The following is a 17,616-nucleotide window of genomic DNA, read 5'->3' as shown; positions in this document are numbered from 1 at the left end:
AGTTTACCAGTTTATGTATTAAATTTAAAGAAAAAGAACAGAAAGGAATAAACCTTCCTGCTCCGGTCCAGTAGCTTTTATTCTTCTATAAATGGGACAGATGCCTCAAGTGCTACTTCAATCATTTCATTGAATGTTGTTTGGCGTTCTTCACTTGAAGTTGCTTCGCCAGTAAGTACATGATCAGAAACAGTTAAGATTGAAAGTGCACGTGCATCAAACTTTTTACTGATTGTGAAAAGTGCGCTGGATTCCATCTCAAGCGCAAGTACACCGTATTTGGCAAGTTGTTCAATGTCGCCGTTTTCATCATAGAAAGAGTCTGCTGTAAAGACGTTACCTACTTTAACCTGCAATCCTTTCTTCATCGCTTCATTGTAGCTTGAAAGAAGCAGTTCAAAGTCAGAAGTTGGTGCATATTCAATATTTTTGAAAAGCTTTCTGTTTTGGTAAGAATCACTGGATGCACTTTGAGCTAAAATAACGTCTCGGACTTTAACATCCTTTTGAATCGCACCGCAGGTTCCAACCCGAATCAGGTTTTTGACACCGTATTCTTCCATGAGTTCGTGAATGTAAATGGAAATAGATGGTACACCCATACCTGTACCTTGTACAGAAATACGTTTGCCTTTATAGTAACCTGTAAAGCCAAGCATATTACGAACTTCGTTATAACATACAACATCATCAAGGAAAGTTTCAGCAATATATTTTGCTCTTAGCGGATCCCCTGGTAGTAAAATAGTATCTGCGATGTCGCCTTTTTTTGCGTTGATGTGAATACTCATATTTCTGTTCTCCTTTGGTTTCGTATATTAATTTAATGCTGCAGCCAATTCCTATAATCTTCGAAGGATTCATCATAGACAGTCAGAGGCATGCCTTCATAGGGGTGGCGTTCAAGATAATCCGATACTTCAGAATAATCCTGTGCATCCTTCGGAAACATAGTGTCTTCAAAGACCAAAACAGCAAGACGCCCAATGTCGGATCTTTCGCCCCGTCGCGTTTTGATATAGTGATAGTAGGAATAATTTTTCATTATTTGATAGTTGCGTTAACTATGACTGTTTCACCTTTTACAGCTTCAGTAACAGACTCAATATTAAATGACTCTAATTCGTCACTGTTAGTGATGATAACCGGTGAAATAGTGCTGTTAGCTTCTTCCTTTACAAGATCGATATCAAAGGTAACCAGCTTATCTCCTGCTTCAACTCTGTCTCCTTCGGAAACAAAACCTTCGAATCCCTTACCTTCCATAGCAACAGTCTCAAGCCCAATATGGATTAGAACCTCGATGCCATTGTCTGTTTTTATGCCTATAGCATGGTTTGTAGGGAATACCTGCATTATTACTCCTGAAACCGGTGCTACAACTACACCGTCTGTCGGCTCAATACCGAAACCTTCACCCATCATTTTTTCTGCAAATACAGGATCGGGGATTTCTTCTAGTGGCACATAACTTCCATTCATTGGACTTTTAATTTCCGAGTTTTTGTCTGTTTCATCTTTCTTTCCGAATAGGTTTTTAAACATTAGCTTCATCTCCTGTTTTTGTTGTCTTATATATCATAACCTTTAATCAGTCAAATAAACGAAGATACTCACCGTAGCCTTTATCCTCAAGTTCTGCTTTAGGGATAAAAGTAAGTGCAGCCGAGTTGATGCAATAGCGGAGACCGCCAAGTTCCTGTGGTCCATCCGGGAACAAATGTCCCAGGTGGCTGTCAGAAGCTTCACTCCTGACTTCTGTGCGCCTCATACCGAACGAATCATCAAAGTGTTCGGTTACTTCTTCAGACACGGTTTTTGCAAAGCTCGGCCAACCGCAGTCGGATGCAAATTTATCCCGTGAAGTAAATAATGGCTTGCCACTTATTTTGTCAACGTATAACCCATCTTCATAATGATCCCAATATTCATTTTGGAAAGGAGGTTCTGTCCCGTTTTCTTTCATTACGTTAAACTCTGCCTGTGACAGATTATCAATATCTTTCTTAATTGTCATATATTAATTCACTCCCCAATGATTTTCGACGAAAGATTTTCTTCCCGACCCTTTATAATACGCATTATAATGCGCACTATTTGTCTGATAAAAATCCTGGTGCTCCTCTTCTGCCCGATAAAAGTTTTTGTATGGTAATACAGGTGTGTTTATCGGTTTGCTGAATACTTTCTGTTTATCTAATTCGTCTATGACAGACTCTGCCGTTTCTTTTTGTGCTTCATCGTGATAGAAGACTGCCGGTTCATACATTGGGCCTCTATCGCCAAATTGCCCGCTGCTGTCTGTCGGGTCGAAAGTTTTAAAGAAAATCTCCAATAGTTCTTTATAAGACATTACCGACTCATCAAAATCAATCTGTACTGCTTCTACATGTCCAGTTGTGCCTGTAGATACTTCCTGATAAGAAGGATTTTCCACGTGCCCGTTGGAGTACCCGGAAACCACACTGTTTACACCATCAAACTGGTCAAACGGTTTTACCAGGCACCAAAAGCATCCTCCTGCCAATGTTGCTGTTGCCAAATAAATCACCTCATCTATTATCTTTTCATTGAAAAATACCACTCATTATTTTCATAATCAATTGAATCGACTTTAACATCAAAACCAACAACTTCGACAAATAAAGCTGTATCAATCACTAAAGCACGTTCGTTTTCAGAAAATGAAATACCTTCCGGCAAATCGCTTTGAGAACGAATGATTGTATAAAGTGCATTCTGTGACAGAGGAATATTTGCTATATCGATTTTTGTTACTTCAAATACTATTGTATCACCTGTAGAAACAGGCTCAAGATTAAATGAAGTGTCGATATTCAGTCCATATATGGTATTGCTTGATACGAGGTCAATCCCCGACTCACTTATATCTATCGCGATACTTTCTTTTCCTACAGCATCCATGATGAGATCCTGGACCGCATCATTTGTCATCTTTACCTCTATACCCGATTCATCTCCGGAATAATTATCTTCTTTTTCTGGTGTTTCATAGCTTCTGCTCAGCAAAAAAATCAAACCGATGATGATTAAGATGTTAAGCAGCAAAAGACTGAAGAATAACCATTTCCAAATTTTCATCCGCAACACATCCGCATATTAATTTTTTCTGATCAATTTCAGAAATTCATGTCGGTATTTATTTTTCTCGTCAACCGTGCCTGCTTCCCTGGCAGCAACTTCCCATTCATCAAGGTCATAGTCAGGGAAAAATGTGTCACCCGCGAATGTTTCATAAATGCGTGTGACATACATCTCATCAACTAGATCCATCGTTTGCTGATATACTCCGCTGCCGCCGAATATAAAAATTTTTCCAGAAAGGTTTTTTATCTCCTCTATTCCGTGAATAATATCCACGCCTCCGGCTTCAAAATCTTTATTAGTCGTAAGTACAACGTTTCTACGTTTCGGAAGTGGTCTGCCGAGTGACTCGAAAGTATTCCTTCCCATGACGATTGTGTTGCCTTCGGTTAATCTTTTAACGTGCTTTAAGTCAACCGGAAGATGCCAGGGCATCTTGTTTTTAAAACCGATGACATTCTGATTTGCATGACATACTATTAATGATACCACTGTTGTTACCTCCTATACTGCGATGGGTGCCTTGATGTACGGATGAAATTCATAATCCACCACTTCCAGGTCTTCGTATTCGATATCGAACATCGATTTATCCGTATTGATTCTGAGAGAAGGTGCTTGATAGCTTTCTCTCGTGAGCTGCGTGTTCACGGCATCCAGATGGTTGCTGTAAATATGTGCATCCCCGAATGTATGGACGAAATCAGCAGGTTCGAGATTACATTCCCTTGCAACCAGATGGAGTAGTAAAGCATAGCTTGCAATGTTGAACGGAACACCTAAAAATACATCTGCGCTTCTTTGGTACAATTGCAGACTGAGCTTGCCGTCATTTACATAGAACTGGAAGAAGGCATGACACGGCGGCAGTGCCATCGAATCGATTTCAGCCGGGTTCCATGCAGTGACGATATGCCTTCTCGAATCAGGATTGTTCTTGATACTCTCCACGACATTTTTAAGCTGGTCTGTAAATGAACCATCCGGACCTTCCCATGCCCGCCATTGTCTGCCGTATACATTACCGAGGTCTCCGAATTTTTCCGCAAATGCATCATCTTCAAGAATACGTGTTTTAAACTTTTCCATTTCCTCTTTGTACACTGCATTGAAAGATTCATCCTGCAGCGCACGGTTACCGAAATCCGTCATGTCCGGGCCGGTGTATTCACTTGACTCCACCCAGTTTTTAAATGCCCATTCATTCCAGATATTGTTGTTGTATTTAAGAAGAAATTTTATATTGGTGTCCCCTCTTATGAACCATACGAGCTCAGTGGCCAGCATTTTGAAGAAAACTTTCTTCGTCGTCAGCATCGGGAAGCCGTCATTCATATTAAACCTTAACTGGTGGCCGAAAATGGAATATGTGCCTGTTCCTGTCCGGTCATCTTTGTACTGGCCCTCGTCTAATATTTTCTCAAGCAGGTTGTGATAGGCGGCATCGAAGTGATTCATGCAATCCCCCTCTTTCTTTTTCTTCATTCTTTATATATAATTGATATGAATTAATTATAAAACATTACAATCATAATTGTTTGGAGAGTGGCTTATGGAAATTCTTATGGTGATCGGTCTGATGCTATTAGCTTTTTATATGGTTTCTATGTGCATATACGAATAATTTAATCGGTGGATAAAAAACAGGAAAGGCCGGGCCTTTCCTGTTTTTTTATGAACAGTTTTTGTCAAAACTTTCTTTAATATCCATCATGATATCTTCAATCTCTCTGCCTTCAATGTGTTCTCGGGGGATGAAATGGACAAGATCCTGTCCTTTAAATAGTGCCATGGAAGGACTGGATGGCACCTGTCCGATATATTCGCGCATTTTCTCTGTGGCTTCTTTGTCCTGACCGGCAAATACAGTCGCTTTTTTATTCGGTTTGACCGGGTTCTGATCTGCCACTGTAACAGCAGCGGGTCTGGCAAGGCCGGCTGCGCATCCGCATACGCTGTTTACAACAACAAACGCTGTTTCATCCTCCCCGATGTTTCCCATGAACCGGTCGACCGAGTCAGAGGACGTTAAATCTTCAAACGCCTGATTTGTCAATTCATTGCGCATAGGTTCTGCTATTTCTTTCATATAAGCATCATATGGATTCATTTTAACGCTCCCTTTCCTGTATCTGTTTCCAGACGCTCCCGAGCGCCTCTTCACCCTGTTCAATTCTGGCAATGGCCATTTCTATTTGGAGTCTGACATCATACTGACTGTCATTCTGATATGCCTTCAAGTGAGGCAGACTTTCCTCTGTGCCGGTTTCATAAATGAACATCGCTGCACGCCAGCGTACTATCGGACTTTTATCTCCGAGCGCCTTATACATATCAGGCAATCCTTCCGCATAGCCTAGATCACTGTATGCATCACCTGCAGTACGTCTGACCGGTACGGATTTATCATTCAACCCGGTTCTTAAATACGGCAGCGTTTCTTTCTCTTCAATCATGGCAAGCAGACTCACTGCTTCCCTGCGGACCTGCATCTTCTCATCCTCCAACGCAATGCCCAGCACTTCATAATCGTCCTGCGTCGGTGTCTCCATGTGGTCCAGGAGCCAGAGTCTTTCTTTCCAGTCCTCTTTTGAACGGAAATCTGACAGCGATACTTTAAAGTATTGTTTAGGTTCCGGCGTCTTTTTGTTTTTTGCCTCTTCTATTAGTTGATTGAGACGTTCTGCATTGTAGAGGGCTTCTATTTCCTCTGACAATTCCACGAATATATCTTCCGGTTCACCGTAACGAATGCCATAGTCTTCCCATTTGCGGAGCAGAATGATGTTGTCCTCACTGAGTGTCGCTGCGCTTACAGCATTGACGAAGCGTTCCGGCAGCTGTCTGCGGTGCTCTTCTCCATCGTTCAGTTTGATTTGATACGGAATGTTTTTAAAAGTGAGTACCTGAGTGGTCACTTCACCGTATGGTGTTTCTAATTCAAGTTTTTTTTTACGTCTTCTGTGCCGCCTTCGAAAGTTTCTTCAATCCGGGGGATTAAAGTTTCCCAATCCACTTTCGGAGATTTATCCACTGAGATGAAATCAAGTGCATGGAACACACTCTTAATATCTTCAAGCTCTAAAATGTGATTGATAAAATCAGGGGCATCATCAGACACCTCTTTATAAGTAGATGATTTCATCTCGGCTTTCTCTTCACTTACAGTGATTTTCATAGTGTTCGGACTTGGTGTGGGTTCAATTCTTACAATTTCCATTATAATCCTCCTATTGCAAATTGTTGCCATGTGCCCGTATTTGTTTACCTACGGAGCATTCATGTATACAGAAATTATGTGCAGTCGTTTTGCTCCCCTGTTGTCGGTTGAGATTTTTGAGGATGCAGTCACGACAATATTTCTCTTCAATATTATTTATTTTCTCCAAAACTTCGATATTCACATTTCAACCTCCTTAATCAATTATACATAATCAGCATCGATAAAAAAAGGATGTTCCTCCCGGAATCATCCTTTCTTGTGTTTATATAGTGTTTCCTTGGCAAGTTCATCTGCACGTCTGTTTTGTTTACGCGGTGTCCAGCTGACCAGGAATAATTGAAAGAAGTCCATTTGTTTGGAAATTTTATTGTAATACCGCTTAAATACAGGATGTTTTACGAATTTTTTATCAAAACTGTCGGAAATCACTTTGGAATCGGTATGGATGATAAGGGAAACGAAACGATTCTCCACCGCTTTTTCCACAGCGAACAATAATGCCGCCCACTCCGCTTCATGGTTATCCATTTCACCGAGGAAGATTGTATACTCCAAAGACTCACCCGCTTCTTTAAATACGACTGCTCCGGCTGCCAGTTTCGGGTTTGCTGATGCGGCTGCATCAATATAGACCATTGTCATGACAGTCAGTTATATATCCAGGCTGTTTACGTATTTACTGCTTATGGATAAATGATGGTGATCCAAAACAGATTTGATATGGGCCGGATTTATGGACAGCGGAGATTTGGTTTCCACCAGATCGATGTCAATCGGCACATCCGTAATGATCTGTGCCAGACGCAGAGACATTTCAAGAGAGACCTTATCCGCTTCTATTTTGGAACTGACAGACGGTGTGAGTGTATCAAGGTTTAAAAGAAGCTGCTCAATACTCCCGTATTCACGAATGAGCTTAAGCGCCGTTTTCTCGCCGATGCCCTTGACACCATAATATCCGTCCCCCGGATCCCCCATCAATGCTTTGACATCCACAAACTGGCTGGGATTGATGCCATATTGATCTTCGAATAAAGATTTCGTATATATATTATATTCTGTAAAGCCCTTTTTCGTCAGCCAAATATCATTTGTGCCGTCGAGCAGCTGAAGCAGGTCACGATCACCACTGACGATGATAAGGTCATCATACTTCACTGATAAAGTTCCGATGATATCATCCGCTTCATAACCTTTGATACCGGTCTGGCAGAAGCCGATGTCATCAATGACTTCTTTGACATAATCGAATTGGGGAATCAGTTCTTCCGGCGGTGCCGTCCTGTTCTTCTTATAATCCTTGAACCATTCATTCCGGATTGTCTCGGACCCCATATCCCAGGTGATGACCATTCTTTCCGGTTTCAGTATTTCAATGAGCTTGAGCGTATGCCGGATCATGCCCTGGATGCCATTTGTGGGCACCCCCGCCTCGTTGACCATGAACTGATTGCGGAAACTGGTTGCATAGAAGTGGCGGAACAGGAGTGCCATCCCGTCTATGACTAATGTCTTATCTTTATCCATGTGTTCTGCTCATCCTTTCATTCAGCGGTGTATCTCCGGTTTCAATGCCATTACTGTCATCTGTAATCCATTCGGAGAAGCTGCCCCCGTAAAGTTTCACAGGGAGGCCCATCTCGCTGAGTAATACGAACATCGGTGTCGCGCTCATTCCAGAACCGCAATAGACGATGATCTCTTCGTATTTGGTGAAATCATTCCTTAAATATTCAAGCGCGCTAAAATCAATCACCCCATCCTTATATATTGCCGGAGTCGGAATATTGACCGCGCCGGGGATATGTCCCTTGACCGGATCGATGGGTTCTTCCAGTCCGAGGTATCTCTCCCTGGACCTTACATCGACTAAAAGAGTGTTCGATTTGCCGAGACGTGATTGCACATCCGGCATGGAACGGTAAATATCAGCGGCTGGTGTTCTGATGTCAGCCTGGATGCTGATGGCATCAATCGACTTGTCGTCGGTCTTCCTGCCTGCCATTGCCTGCTCTAATTTCTCCATGGAGTCGTTCCACAAGCAGGATTTATGGCCGTACAGCTGAAACAGGTAATAAAGGCGCGTATGGAAAAAGCTGTTTTTATCTGCAAACAGCACCGCTTCATTATCCCCATTCCTTAAAGCGTGATACAGCGTATCGATCACGCCGGCTTTGGGCACTGGATGACGGCCGCCGTTAATCCCGTCTGCATTATACATCCAGGGCGTCTGTTTAATGTGCACCGAATGTTTTACAGGGGATGAATTGACAAGCGCAGCCGAAGCTTCAGAGTCATCCATGATATTTCTGCAGTCGGCAAGTATTAATCCCGACCCCTCCAGCTTATTCAAAGAGCGCGCATTAATAATCATTATGCCTCCACCTCTTCCATATTGTTCATCGCTTCAAGCAGTGCTTTATCTTCTCTGTAGTCGGTTTCACTGATTTCAGGCAGCGGTTCCTTAAGCGAAGCCATCAGCTGCTCTATCCTGTCTGCGGCGGAGTCATCTTTAAGCGCCATATAGCTGCGGACCATATTTTCCATCTGCTGCTTTACTTCATCGTGATTGATGGATTTGACCAGTTCGGATGAAAGGGTCAGCAATTGGTCCCTGAATGCTTTTGTATTGTTTCTCGCCTGGTTCAGCGGCTTTTGATACTGGATGAGTACCTGCGGGTCTATGGAAAGTTCGAGCTGCTCTTCATCTACAGCAGGATTATCGAGAGCTTCCGCTGTATTCGCTTCTTTCAGCCGCTCATTGAACTGTCTGATGATCTGTTCCAGTTCATCGTCCGCTTTTCTGTAAATGGCGTTGAAGCCCGTTGCCGCTTCTATACTCAGAAACTGATTGATGTTGCTGCGCAGGAACGCCGCGTTTTTCGACATATACCTGCGGTCGCCGATATCGGATACGGTGACCAGCCCTTTGAGGTGATCATACAGTTTTAGTTCAAGCTGTCTATCCATATGGGAATGGATGATATCAATTTCCTGGTCCAATAAAGGCACGACATCCATCGCTGTAAAGGCCTCCAGTTTCTCCATGACGGCTTCACGCGTCTTTTCGATATGGGCCAGTTCTTCCTGCTGGTTGTTATATCTTCTGATATTACTCTCCAATGCCGCTTCCAACTGGGCACGTGTTTCCTTGAGTGAAGCCAGCTGTATCTTCGCAGCATTTTTCTCGGCGAGTGTGACGATGCCCGTCTTTGCATCATTGAATCCTGCATCCCCTGTTTCCAGCGCACGCTTGCTGGACAGCGGGAAAATCACATTTTGTATCTCGAGGCGTCTCAGGGACCCGGCCATATAGTCGACGACTTTTTCCTTGTCGCTTTCCGACTGCATCAGGTCCACAGCATTTATTACGAAAATGATCGGGAAATCTTTCCCTTTTATCGATTGGATGTACTTCAGGAAGCTTTCATCCGAACGGCTGAACACATGGTTATAGTAGGAGACATAGACGATCAGGTCGCTGTTTGCGATAATATTGTGCGTCTCTTTCGTATGCCGCTGGTTGATGGAGTTTATGCCCGGCGAGTCGACGATCGTGAATCGCTCGGTCAGATCATTTTTAATCGACAGCAATGCCTTATGGATGAATATGGCATCATGATCCGAACTGATCTTGTAAATGAGATCGTCTGTCGGTATCGGCGTCTTTTCCCCTAAGTTTGATTTGTAGGCATCATAGTTGTGATAGACGCCGTTCACAAACGGCATGTAGGCTTCCGTGACACTGTTGCGGTGCCGCTTCATCCAGGGCATGTAATCCCCGACGGATTCACCGTCCTGGTTCGTAATGACTTTAAGTGTATCCGTCAGGTCCGCTTCCCGCTTATACACCGCATAGCTTTCATCTGCATCATTGATTTCCGTAATGGCGGCGGTCGTCGGGTTGGGACTCGTCTTAAGTCTGGATTCCCCCATCAGTGCGTTGATGAATGTCGTTTTTCCGGCACTGAATCCGCCGAACACGCTGATGTTCACCAGCCCGTCATCAATCCGCTCCAGCTTATCCTTGAATACATTTTTAAAACGCTCATGTCTTGGGTAGCCTTCAAGCAGTGTGCCGACGCTTCTGAACGGCGCAATATCGATCACTGTTTCATCTTCTGCCTGATACTGTGCCTCTGCGGGGGGTTCTGCCATATCAGTGTCCCCGAAGTCATAGTGCACCGGTTCGGTAAGATTCAACTTATCCAGCTCATCGTCCATATGGATGTAGAAATGCCGGTAGTTCGTCGTTTCCACTGATTCTTTCAGTCTCAGAAGAGATTCGATTTCCCTGTATTCTTTCAGCTCGGCGGCAGGCGTATCATCCGACTGCATCGTTTGGACATTGCCTGCATCCAGCGTACGGAAGTGTGCAACCGTCTGTTTTGAAATATCCTTCTCCATCGTGCGTTTGAGCTTGTCCAGGTAATTTAAAATGTACGTATTGCTCAGCGTGGTGATTTCCTCTTCATGCAGAAGGGATTCATCCCAGCCGTACCTGAACGGGCTTCCGGTTAATCCCAGCTCGCCGAACAGTCCGTTGACGGGAGCATCGATCTCCGTTTTGATGACCGGTTCGATCGACGTGCCGATTGCCATGCGGTAGTCAGTGAACAGAGCCGCCTGCTTCTTTTTCTTACCGAAGAGGCCGCCGGGCTGTATATCCCCCGACATCACTTTCAGGAAATCCGTAATGGCACTTTTCACCGAATGCGGATACAGATAACTGTTTTTAGCAATTTCCCTGGAGCGGTTTTTGACGTATTCCTCTAAAGCGTCTGCATCATCGTGAAGCCGGGCCAGCTCATCATTTTTAATTTCTGTCTCCAAATAAGAGATGTGTCTCCCCACATCCTCAAGCGTCTTATCTTCAGCAGACGGCCACCTGGAATAATACCCGGAAAGCTGCTCATCTATATATTGTTTCTGCCTGTCTTCAATATTTTCGATGATGCGTGCGTGGTAGGCCGCCTGATAGGATTCCCGTGCATTTTCAATTTCAGAGATCAAATGCGTCATCTCAGTGATTTCGTTGTACGGGGAGTCATAGATCGTCGTCGTAAAAATATGCTCCGGCTCAATTCTCCATTGCCCGAGTGTCGAACGGATACGGGAGATGAATGTTTCCATGGCAAGCTCTTTGTCATCGTGTTTGTCCACCTGGTTGATAACCAGGGCAAATGGAATGTCCAGGTTGGAGATTTCTTTCAGCAGTTTCAGGTTGTGTTCACTTTCGACATGGTTATACTCCACAGTGAAGAATATGTAATCACTGTTCAGAAGGAAGCGGCTGGCACTTTCCTCATGACTGGATGTACTGGAGTCCACACCCGGTGTATCCTGGAATACTGTGCGTTCTTTAAATACGGGATGCCGTACATCCATGGCAATGGAAGTTATATCCAGATCTCTGGTATTCAGATCCCTTAAAGCCCCGTAGCTCTCGAGTGGTATATATTTGTACTGATCGACAAAGGCCTGGATTTCCTCCGACTGTCCGATCTGGACCGACACGGTATTGCTTGTTGTCGGCACAGGGGAGGACGGGAGGATATCCTGGTTCAGCATGTGGTTGATCAGACTGGATTTACCCGCGGAATAATGGCCGATGAATGAAAACACAAGCTGATCTTTATATGTCTTCATAATCGCATGGTCAATCTGGGATACCAGCACATCATTATCTGATTTGAGTATTTCTTTCTTAAGTTTATATAAAATCTCAAGTGTGGATGAATTCTTCAATCAGTCCTCAGCCCGCTTTCCCCAGTATTGGAAGAATGTCGTTTCAATATAGCCATTGAATAACTTTCTGCGTTTGGTCGCCTTCTGCCCGACCAGATGCTCGAATTCCTTGCTGGATGTCATAAGGTATACGCTCAGTGTCGGATTCCCTTTCATCAGCTTTCCGACTTTCCTGTACATATCTTCAACCGCTTTGGCTTCTCCGATCCTTTCACCGTATGGGGGATTCGTCACCATCTGTACAGAATCTTCCCTGATATACAGATCATGGACATCTTTCACTTCAAACTGGATATTGTCATCCAGCCCGACTTCCATGGCATTGTCTCTCGCAATCTGGATCATTCTTTCTTCTATATCAGATGCATATATTTCCACTTCTTTATCATAAAGCGCCGCTTCTTCGAGCGCCATGCGCTTTTTGCGCCATTCTTCTTCGGGGATGATATCCCATTTTTCGGCATCGAACGTCCTGTTTGATCCCGGGGCGATGTTAAGTGCGATCATTGCCGCTTCTATCACTATCGTCCCTGAACCGGCAAAAGGATCGATCAGCGGCTTGCTTCCGTCATAATTTGCCAGCTTCAGCATGGCTGCCGCCAGAGTTTCCTTGATCGGCGCTTCCCCCTGTCCGGTCCGGTACCCTCTCTTATGCAGTGCAGGACCGCTCGTATCGATCGTGAGCAGTGCGCGGTCTTTATGGATCGAGACATCAATTTTATATCGCGGTCCGGTCTCGGGCAGCTTGCCTTTAATATTAAATTCGCCTTTCAGATGTTCCACCACTGCTTTTTTAACGATCCGCTGTACATCCGGGACGCTGTAGAGCGTCGATTTATGTGAACGCCCGGTGACAGGGAATTCGGCACTCGGCCCTAAGATATCCGACCATGGCAGCGCTTTTGTCTTTTCAAATAATTCATCAAATGTGGAGACTTCAAAATCGCCGATGATGATGCGGATGCGGTCTGCGGTGCGCATCATCAGGTTTGTTCTGATGATTGCTTCCTCACTGCCTTCAAAAAATACACGTCCATTCTCCAGTGTTGTTTCATATCCGAGTGATTCGATTTCGTCAGCGACTACTCTTTCCAGTCCCATCGGTGTATTTGCCAGTAATTTAAATTCCATTAAATTACCCTCCCTGTTTGGTTTATGTATATATCAATTAAAAATTTATAAAATAAAAGCTCTCCATACGTGATGGAGAGCGTCTCTAGTCCGGTATCTCTATAAGCCATGTTCTGTACCGCTGTGCTGCAGACGTGCACTAGCTACACTCGCACATTGGTGATAATCATCTGTCTATACTACAATTGTAATATCTCTCCGCCGGTTGGATTCCCGTTGGAAAGTGCTCCTACCTAATTTGGATTGCTCACTCGAGGGGTTTACCGCGTTCCACCTTCCGCATTTCTGCCGAAGCTACGTCACTGTGGCACTTTTACAGTTACTTGGGCCATATGCGTTAACACTTAGGCCGGTTCACAGCCGTCAGCCGTATTAAACGAGCTGCCCTGACTTATTGTTTCGTCAGGCACGAACACTACGGCCATTTCAGGACCGTGTGAGCATGGACTTTCCTCTATGCACTTGAAAATGCATAGCGATTATCAGAAACACCGTGCTACTATTTGAATCTGATCTAATAAAATCAGTTTACTTTTGATTGCCCGAACACTTTCTTCTCCAGACTGCTCAATCTCTTGAGGATGTCTATCTGATGGTTTTGTGTTTGGTTGTCAGTTGACCTTGATTTTGTCGCCACCCTGATTCTGAGATCTTCGACCTCTTTTTTAAGTCGTGTGTTCTCTTCTTCCAGGCGCTTGAGATTGCTATTCATGTCAGCCATCTTCTGATAATCACTGATGACATCATCCAGGAAACTATCCACTTCGATGGGCTTGAATCCCCGGAGGGATTTTTCGAATTCTTTTTCAAAAATATCCTTTGCCGACAATTTCAGCGTCTGTTCACTCATCGTCTCACCTCTCAACTGTCATATCTGGAATCTATGAAAGTATTGATTTCATCAAATTGTATTCTTTCAATATTATACGGATTATTCATTTGGAATTCAAGTATTTCGTTATATATAAATCGCGTTTTTGAAGGTGTCTCTTCATCATAAACCACTAAAGCCTGATCTGTATGGTCTATTAGAAATTGATTGACTTGTTTGAACATTCCCGGGCTGCTGTAGGGCTTCTCGAAAATATACTGGTGAAAGTCGCATGCCTCCAATATTTTATTGAGGAGGATTTTCTCCTCGTCCTTATATTTTTCTTCAAAATCATGAAAGGGTTTAAGGACGGCAAGTCCAACCCCGTATTCATCCTTAAGTTCAATCACGCACTGTGCCGCATATAATTCGATACCCGTATAGCCCTGGATGATAAACCACTCCGTGCCCGTTTCCATATACTCACGGATCTTATGCTTCAGAAAATCCGCGAGCACTTCCGTTTTCGGATCGTTGTTTTTAAATATGCCAAGCTCGTATGGCCGGTAGCCCACAATCAGTGTCTTCATGTGATTAAACCTTCTTTATGGGCGTGCTGTATCCACATATTTATGAATTTGAACTTTTCCTTGTACATTTTTTTGCTGAAGCGCTTCGCATGGCATGACATTAAAAGCTCCAGGAATTCCTCGACGACCTTCTCCCGGGCCGCTGCATCGAAACGGGCATCCGTACCGATCTCTTCTATTCTATAGACGAGGTCTTTATTCTTATCGAGGAAGGGTGCGACCTCCTGCTCAAAATCGAATTCATACCCTTCTTTCGCCTTTTTATATCGTGCATCCACCTCATCGAGCAATGATGCGAGCGCATCATAGATCTGTATTCTTGACAAAAAAGCCACACTCCCTATAATTATGAATGGTTTATTTCTCTCTATCATATTGTATAATATTATAATATCATCATACAGAAATATGGAAGGCGATGTTAATGAAGCCTTTTAACACCAATACTCTCACCATAACCTATGCAATATTAATTTATAATGAGTTGTAGTATCAGTGAACTGTTCAGCACTCATGTGAACCTGTGAATACATATTATTGACGGTTTGACAGTTGACCCTTCGATGCTGTGATGGATATACTTTTGAACATACGCTCTAAGGGTTTTGGAATGTAAGTCAGTCTGTGATCTTCAACCAATTCCCGGTACGGCCGGCCATTTATATACATATGGATATATTTCAATAGTTCATCCGTTGAATATTTAACTGTGGATTTCAAACGAAAGCGCCCCCTAAAGTAGTTTACTTTTTTAAGTGTCTACTTTAGGGGGCGCATATCAACTTCTGAAATATTCCCAATAGTTTTTAACTATAGGATTGTCAATCTTGCACCACTCACTTTGTGAGTCTGTCCATCACAGTGTGATTTTAGCCCCTCTGCCAACCGGCACACTTAACATCTTCTTTGTTTCTCGGTCTATATTGAACTTCATCCCTATTTCCCTTTTTCTATGATGGTATCCAATATCATTCAGCACATTCTCACAACCATACCTGTATGATTCATATTTCTGATTGAACTGTTTAGCCTTCTTCACAGCTTTAGTATGAGCCAGTTTTGCATCTATAAGTTCTTGTCTGGCTTCTTGTTCTTCATCTGCCAGGAGTGCATCAGCATGTTGCTTGCTGGCAGCAATGGTCAAAGCGTATTCATCCAGTACCTGCTCTCTACCATCAGCAGCTGCCTTGTACCTTTGTAAAGTGATCTCGGCATCCTTTTTGGCTTGTCCCAGTGTTCCATAATGTTCCTGTATTTCATCATCTGTACCGGTCACCAGAATTTTATTGTACTTCTGCTGGGCTTCTCTCTGGTCACTCACAGCCTTCTCATGGGCGGTTTGGAGTTTCTCAATACGTTCATCCACTTCTGCTTTCTTGTCAAAGTATGCCTGGTTTGTCATGTACTCAGAAGGTGTTTTAATATCTCGTTTGGCTGGTCTGTCATTCTCAGTATTCAATGATGCCTCTGAAAGGTTTTTTTCTACCGTCATTTATAAAAACTCCCTTTATTTATTAGTGTGGTGCTCTCTGATCAGTTTTAACTGTTCCTGTGAATCTTTTACATTTTCGTGTATTTCTCCCAGTACCATATGTTCACCGGGCTGTTTCTGTCTTGGGTTGCTGTCCGACTTTAACCCTCCTGTGGACTCAGTAAAGCCCTTGAAGGCTTTGAGTAACCTCAATTTCTCTTGAGGTGATTCCACCGGATCTATTGCACTTAGCATATTATCTGTAAGTTCATGATTTGTTTTAGTCATTTATATTTCCTGCATTTTTTATGGTAGATACCCACAAGTGTGAGTGTTTGGGTTTGCAGTGGAAACATATCAACTTAGATGATAATATGATTTCTGTTATTAAAGTAGTGAACACAATAACCAGTAAAATCGCATTGAAACCAAAGACAGAAAAGCCTATAGGATTCGTTCCAATACCTCAACATATGTCTGATTTATTAAGGCTGAGAAAACAGAATCTGTATGATCAACACAGTGACTTTAATGATGACTCCCTTCTGTTTGCCGGTAAGAAGCGGATGGATTATAAATCATTCAGGAGACCATGCAACAGGGTATTCTCTGATCACACTGCCTATGATCTCAGACACTCTTATGCCAGTTACCTGGCAGACAAGGGTGTAGATATATTTGTGCTGAAGGATTTGTTAAGACATGAGAACATAGCGATCACGATAAACACCTACAGTCATATCTATGATGAAACGAGGATTTCAGCATTCAGTTTGTTGGATAATTAGTCAAAACGGTACTGAAATAGTATCAATTCGTTGACAAAAATGCCACACTCCCTATAATTATGAATGGTTTATTTCCCTTTATATATTGTATAATATTATAATATCATCATACAGAAATATGGAAGGCGATGTTAATGAAGTATCCTAAAGGCACTAAGCCCGGTTCGCAGAAAGCTGCCGGCATCCGGCGTATGAAAGACAAAGAAGTACGCTACGGGTCAAGGGGGATGACGCTTGAAAAGGATTTGGACCTTGCCAACAGATACTATCTGGAACGCGGCCGTGCGGTGATACATAAAAAACCGACACCTGTCCAGATCGTCAATGTTGACTACCCTTCAAGAAACAAAGCGAAAATCAGCGAAGCTTATTTCAAAGTGCCGTCGACAAGTGATTATAACGGGCTGTACAGAGGGAAATACATCGATTTTGAAGCGAAGGAAACACGGAATAAATCGCGCTTTCCCTTCATAAACATTCACGAACACCAGGTAGAACATATGAATCAGTGCTACACACACGGCGGTATTGTATTTATCATTATTAAATTCTCAATGTATGATGAAACTTATTTGTTACCCTTTGAAAAGTTTCTCCACTACTGGGAGTCGTTTTTAAATGATGGAAGGAAATCAATTCGTTATACTGATGTCAGAACAGACAGTATCACTTTGAAAACGGGTATAAACCCGAGAATTGATTATCTCGCTGCCGTTGATGAATTTTATTTTGAGAATGGAGATTAGATA

Annotated in this window: 25 protein-coding genes and 1 other RNA gene; 2 read left to right on the top strand and 24 right to left on the bottom strand. The window is 43.1% G+C overall.

Annotation, left to right across the window (positions count from 1 at the left end; all coding sequences use genetic code 11):
* Positions 1-77 precede the first annotated feature (77 nt).
* The 24 genes from deoD to ACKRAT_RS07220 all read right to left on the bottom strand — a co-directional run bounded on the left by deoD (position 78) and on the right by ACKRAT_RS07220 (position 16,367).
* Positions 78-791: a purine-nucleoside phosphorylase gene (gene deoD, locus ACKRAT_RS07335; protein WP_411841855.1), complete on the bottom strand. Its 714-nt coding sequence runs from the start codon at positions 789-791 to the stop codon at positions 78-80.
* Between the two features lie 32 nt (positions 792-823).
* Positions 824-1,045: a YozE family protein gene (locus ACKRAT_RS07330; protein ID WP_411841854.1), complete on the bottom strand. Its 222-nt coding sequence runs from the start codon at positions 1,043-1,045 to the stop codon at positions 824-826.
* Positions 1,045-1,545, bottom strand: a complete 501-nt coding sequence (locus ACKRAT_RS07325; protein WP_411841853.1) for a PTS glucose transporter subunit IIA — start codon at positions 1,543-1,545, stop codon at positions 1,045-1,047. The genes ACKRAT_RS07330 and ACKRAT_RS07325 overlap by 1 nt, the downstream gene beginning before the upstream one ends.
* Positions 1,546-1,591: 46 nt before the next feature.
* Positions 1,592-2,017 carry a peptide-methionine (R)-S-oxide reductase MsrB gene (gene msrB / locus ACKRAT_RS07320; RefSeq protein WP_411841852.1) on the bottom strand — a complete coding sequence of 142 codons (426 nt, stop codon included), beginning with the start codon at positions 2,015-2,017 and terminating at the stop codon, positions 1,592-1,594.
* A 3-nt stretch (positions 2,018-2,020) separates the two neighbouring features.
* The gene (msrA, locus tag ACKRAT_RS07315) at positions 2,021-2,542 is read right to left on the bottom strand and encodes a peptide-methionine (S)-S-oxide reductase MsrA (protein WP_411841851.1); all 522 of its coding nucleotides are present in this window, start codon (positions 2,540-2,542) and stop codon (positions 2,021-2,023) included.
* Positions 2,543-2,559: 17 nt separating this feature from the next.
* Positions 2,560-3,102, bottom strand: a complete 543-nt coding sequence (locus tag ACKRAT_RS07310; protein WP_411841850.1) for a DUF2140 family protein — start codon at positions 3,100-3,102, stop codon at positions 2,560-2,562.
* Positions 3,103-3,120: 18 nt separating this feature from the next.
* Positions 3,121-3,597, bottom strand: coding sequence for a dihydrofolate reductase (locus ACKRAT_RS07305; RefSeq protein ID WP_411841849.1), 477 nt, complete (start codon positions 3,595-3,597; stop codon positions 3,121-3,123).
* A gap of 12 nt (positions 3,598-3,609) precedes the next feature.
* Entirely contained in the window at positions 3,610-4,563 is a 954-nt protein-coding gene (locus tag ACKRAT_RS07300; protein ID WP_411841848.1) for a thymidylate synthase, read from the bottom strand.
* Positions 4,564-4,777: 214 nt separating this feature from the next.
* Complete coding sequence (locus ACKRAT_RS07295) at positions 4,778-5,215, bottom strand: BrxA/BrxB family bacilliredoxin (protein ID WP_411841847.1); 438 nt, start codon at positions 5,213-5,215, stop codon at positions 4,778-4,780.
* 1 nt (position 5,216) lies between these two features.
* Entirely contained in the window at positions 5,217-6,023 is an 807-nt protein-coding gene (locus ACKRAT_RS07290) for a virulence factor (RefSeq protein ID WP_411841846.1), read from the bottom strand.
* A gap of 17 nt (positions 6,024-6,040) precedes the next feature.
* Positions 6,041-6,325, bottom strand: coding sequence for a NifU N-terminal domain-containing protein (locus tag ACKRAT_RS07285; protein ID WP_411841845.1), 285 nt, complete (start codon positions 6,323-6,325; stop codon positions 6,041-6,043).
* A gap of 10 nt (positions 6,326-6,335) precedes the next feature.
* On the bottom strand, positions 6,336-6,509 hold the full coding sequence (locus tag ACKRAT_RS07280; protein WP_411841844.1) for a zinc-finger domain-containing protein: 174 nt from the start codon (positions 6,507-6,509) through the stop codon (positions 6,336-6,338).
* Between the two features lie 65 nt (positions 6,510-6,574).
* Entirely contained in the window at positions 6,575-6,970 is a 396-nt protein-coding gene (locus ACKRAT_RS07275) for a ribonuclease HI family protein (protein ID WP_411841843.1), read from the bottom strand.
* Positions 6,971-6,979: 9 nt separating this feature from the next.
* On the bottom strand, positions 6,980-7,855 hold the full coding sequence (locus ACKRAT_RS07270) for a 5'-3' exonuclease H3TH domain-containing protein (protein WP_411841842.1): 876 nt from the start codon (positions 7,853-7,855) through the stop codon (positions 6,980-6,982).
* Complete coding sequence (locus ACKRAT_RS07265; RefSeq protein ID WP_411841841.1) at positions 7,848-8,702, bottom strand: sulfurtransferase; 855 nt, start codon at positions 8,700-8,702, stop codon at positions 7,848-7,850. Before ACKRAT_RS07265 ends, ACKRAT_RS07270 begins: the two co-directional genes overlap by 8 nt.
* Positions 8,702-12,076 carry a dynamin family protein gene (locus ACKRAT_RS07260; protein ID WP_411841840.1) on the bottom strand — a complete coding sequence of 1,125 codons (3,375 nt, stop codon included), beginning with the start codon at positions 12,074-12,076 and terminating at the stop codon, positions 8,702-8,704. Before ACKRAT_RS07260 ends, ACKRAT_RS07265 begins: the two co-directional genes overlap by 1 nt.
* Positions 12,077-13,207, bottom strand: a complete 1,131-nt coding sequence (locus ACKRAT_RS07255) for a THUMP domain-containing class I SAM-dependent RNA methyltransferase (protein WP_411841839.1) — start codon at positions 13,205-13,207, stop codon at positions 12,077-12,079. It lies immediately after the preceding gene.
* Positions 13,208-13,304: 97 nt separating this feature from the next.
* Positions 13,305-13,698, bottom strand: an RNA gene (gene rnpB, locus ACKRAT_RS07250) — RNase P RNA component class B.
* Between the two features lie 32 nt (positions 13,699-13,730).
* A complete protein-coding gene (gene gpsB / locus ACKRAT_RS07245; RefSeq protein ID WP_411841838.1) occupies positions 13,731-14,057 on the bottom strand; it encodes a cell division regulator GpsB in 327 nt (108 codons plus the stop codon).
* Between the two features lie 11 nt (positions 14,058-14,068).
* Positions 14,069-14,608 carry an SLOG family protein gene (locus ACKRAT_RS07240; RefSeq protein ID WP_411841837.1) on the bottom strand — a complete coding sequence of 180 codons (540 nt, stop codon included), beginning with the start codon at positions 14,606-14,608 and terminating at the stop codon, positions 14,069-14,071.
* Positions 14,605-14,943, bottom strand: a complete 339-nt coding sequence (locus tag ACKRAT_RS07235) for a DUF1798 family protein (RefSeq protein WP_411841836.1) — start codon at positions 14,941-14,943, stop codon at positions 14,605-14,607. Before ACKRAT_RS07235 ends, ACKRAT_RS07240 begins: the two co-directional genes overlap by 4 nt.
* A 199-nt stretch (positions 14,944-15,142) precedes the next feature.
* Positions 15,143-15,328: a hypothetical protein gene (locus tag ACKRAT_RS07230; RefSeq protein WP_411841835.1), complete on the bottom strand. Its 186-nt coding sequence runs from the start codon at positions 15,326-15,328 to the stop codon at positions 15,143-15,145.
* Positions 15,329-15,464: 136 nt separating this feature from the next.
* Positions 15,465-16,100 carry a hypothetical protein gene (locus tag ACKRAT_RS07225; protein ID WP_411841834.1) on the bottom strand — a complete coding sequence of 212 codons (636 nt, stop codon included), beginning with the start codon at positions 16,098-16,100 and terminating at the stop codon, positions 15,465-15,467.
* A 15-nt stretch (positions 16,101-16,115) separates the two neighbouring features.
* Positions 16,116-16,367, bottom strand: coding sequence for a hypothetical protein (locus ACKRAT_RS07220; RefSeq protein ID WP_411841833.1), 252 nt, complete (start codon positions 16,365-16,367; stop codon positions 16,116-16,118).
* A 53-nt stretch (positions 16,368-16,420) separates the two neighbouring features.
* On the opposite strand from ACKRAT_RS07220, the gene ACKRAT_RS07215 reads away from it, so the two are divergent.
* Both ACKRAT_RS07215 and recU read left to right on the top strand, forming a co-directional pair.
* On the top strand, positions 16,421-16,867 hold the full coding sequence (locus tag ACKRAT_RS07215) for a tyrosine-type recombinase/integrase (RefSeq protein ID WP_411841832.1): 447 nt from the start codon (positions 16,421-16,423) through the stop codon (positions 16,865-16,867).
* Between the two features lie 134 nt (positions 16,868-17,001).
* Entirely contained in the window at positions 17,002-17,613 is a 612-nt protein-coding gene (gene recU, locus ACKRAT_RS07210) for a Holliday junction resolvase RecU (RefSeq protein WP_411841831.1), read from the top strand.
* Positions 17,614-17,616: the final 3 nt, after the last annotated feature.

It is taken from the genome of Salinicoccus sp. HZC-1 (assembly GCF_046736035.1).
In the GTDB taxonomy this organism is placed as follows: domain Bacteria; phylum Bacillota; class Bacilli; order Staphylococcales; family Salinicoccaceae; genus Salinicoccus.
Note: the sequence above shows the minus strand (reverse complement) of the source record. Positions and strands in the feature narration are given on the sequence as shown.

Excerpts from the sequence above, each read along its gene's own strand:
- deoD (WP_411841855.1), bottom strand. The coding sequence starts at position 791 with ATGAGTATTCACATCAACGCAAAAAAAGGCGACATCGCAGATACTATT.
- ACKRAT_RS07330 (WP_411841854.1), bottom strand. The coding sequence starts at position 1,045 with ATGAAAAATTATTCCTACTATCACTATATCAAAACGCGACGGGGCGAA.
- ACKRAT_RS07325 (WP_411841853.1), bottom strand. The coding sequence starts at position 1,545 with ATGTTTAAAAACCTATTCGGAAAGAAAGATGAAACAGACAAAAACTCG.
- msrB (WP_411841852.1), bottom strand. The coding sequence starts at position 2,017 with ATGACAATTAAGAAAGATATTGATAATCTGTCACAGGCAGAGTTTAAC.
- ACKRAT_RS07310 (WP_411841850.1), bottom strand. The coding sequence starts at position 3,102 with ATGAAAATTTGGAAATGGTTATTCTTCAGTCTTTTGCTGCTTAACATC.
- ACKRAT_RS07300 (WP_411841848.1), bottom strand. The coding sequence starts at position 4,563 with ATGAATCACTTCGATGCCGCCTATCACAACCTGCTTGAGAAAATATTA.
- ACKRAT_RS07295 (WP_411841847.1), bottom strand. The coding sequence starts at position 5,215 with ATGAATCCATATGATGCTTATATGAAAGAAATAGCAGAACCTATGCGC.
- ACKRAT_RS07285 (WP_411841845.1), bottom strand. The coding sequence starts at position 6,325 with ATGGAAATTGTAAGAATTGAACCCACACCAAGTCCGAACACTATGAAA.
- ACKRAT_RS07275 (WP_411841843.1), bottom strand. The coding sequence starts at position 6,970 with ATGACAATGGTCTATATTGATGCAGCCGCATCAGCAAACCCGAAACTG.
- ACKRAT_RS07270 (WP_411841842.1), bottom strand. The coding sequence starts at position 7,855 with ATGGATAAAGATAAGACATTAGTCATAGACGGGATGGCACTCCTGTTC.
- ACKRAT_RS07265 (WP_411841841.1), bottom strand. The coding sequence starts at position 8,702 with ATGATTATTAATGCGCGCTCTTTGAATAAGCTGGAGGGGTCGGGATTA.
- ACKRAT_RS07255 (WP_411841839.1), bottom strand. The coding sequence starts at position 13,207 with ATGGAATTTAAATTACTGGCAAATACACCGATGGGACTGGAAAGAGTA.
- gpsB (WP_411841838.1), bottom strand. The coding sequence starts at position 14,057 with ATGAGTGAACAGACGCTGAAATTGTCGGCAAAGGATATTTTTGAAAAA.
- ACKRAT_RS07240 (WP_411841837.1), bottom strand. The coding sequence starts at position 14,608 with ATGAAGACACTGATTGTGGGCTACCGGCCATACGAGCTTGGCATATTT.
- ACKRAT_RS07225 (WP_411841834.1), bottom strand. The coding sequence starts at position 16,100 with ATGACGGTAGAAAAAAACCTTTCAGAGGCATCATTGAATACTGAGAAT.
- ACKRAT_RS07220 (WP_411841833.1), bottom strand. The coding sequence starts at position 16,367 with ATGACTAAAACAAATCATGAACTTACAGATAATATGCTAAGTGCAATA.
- recU (WP_411841831.1), top strand. The coding sequence starts at position 17,002 with ATGAAGTATCCTAAAGGCACTAAGCCCGGTTCGCAGAAAGCTGCCGGC.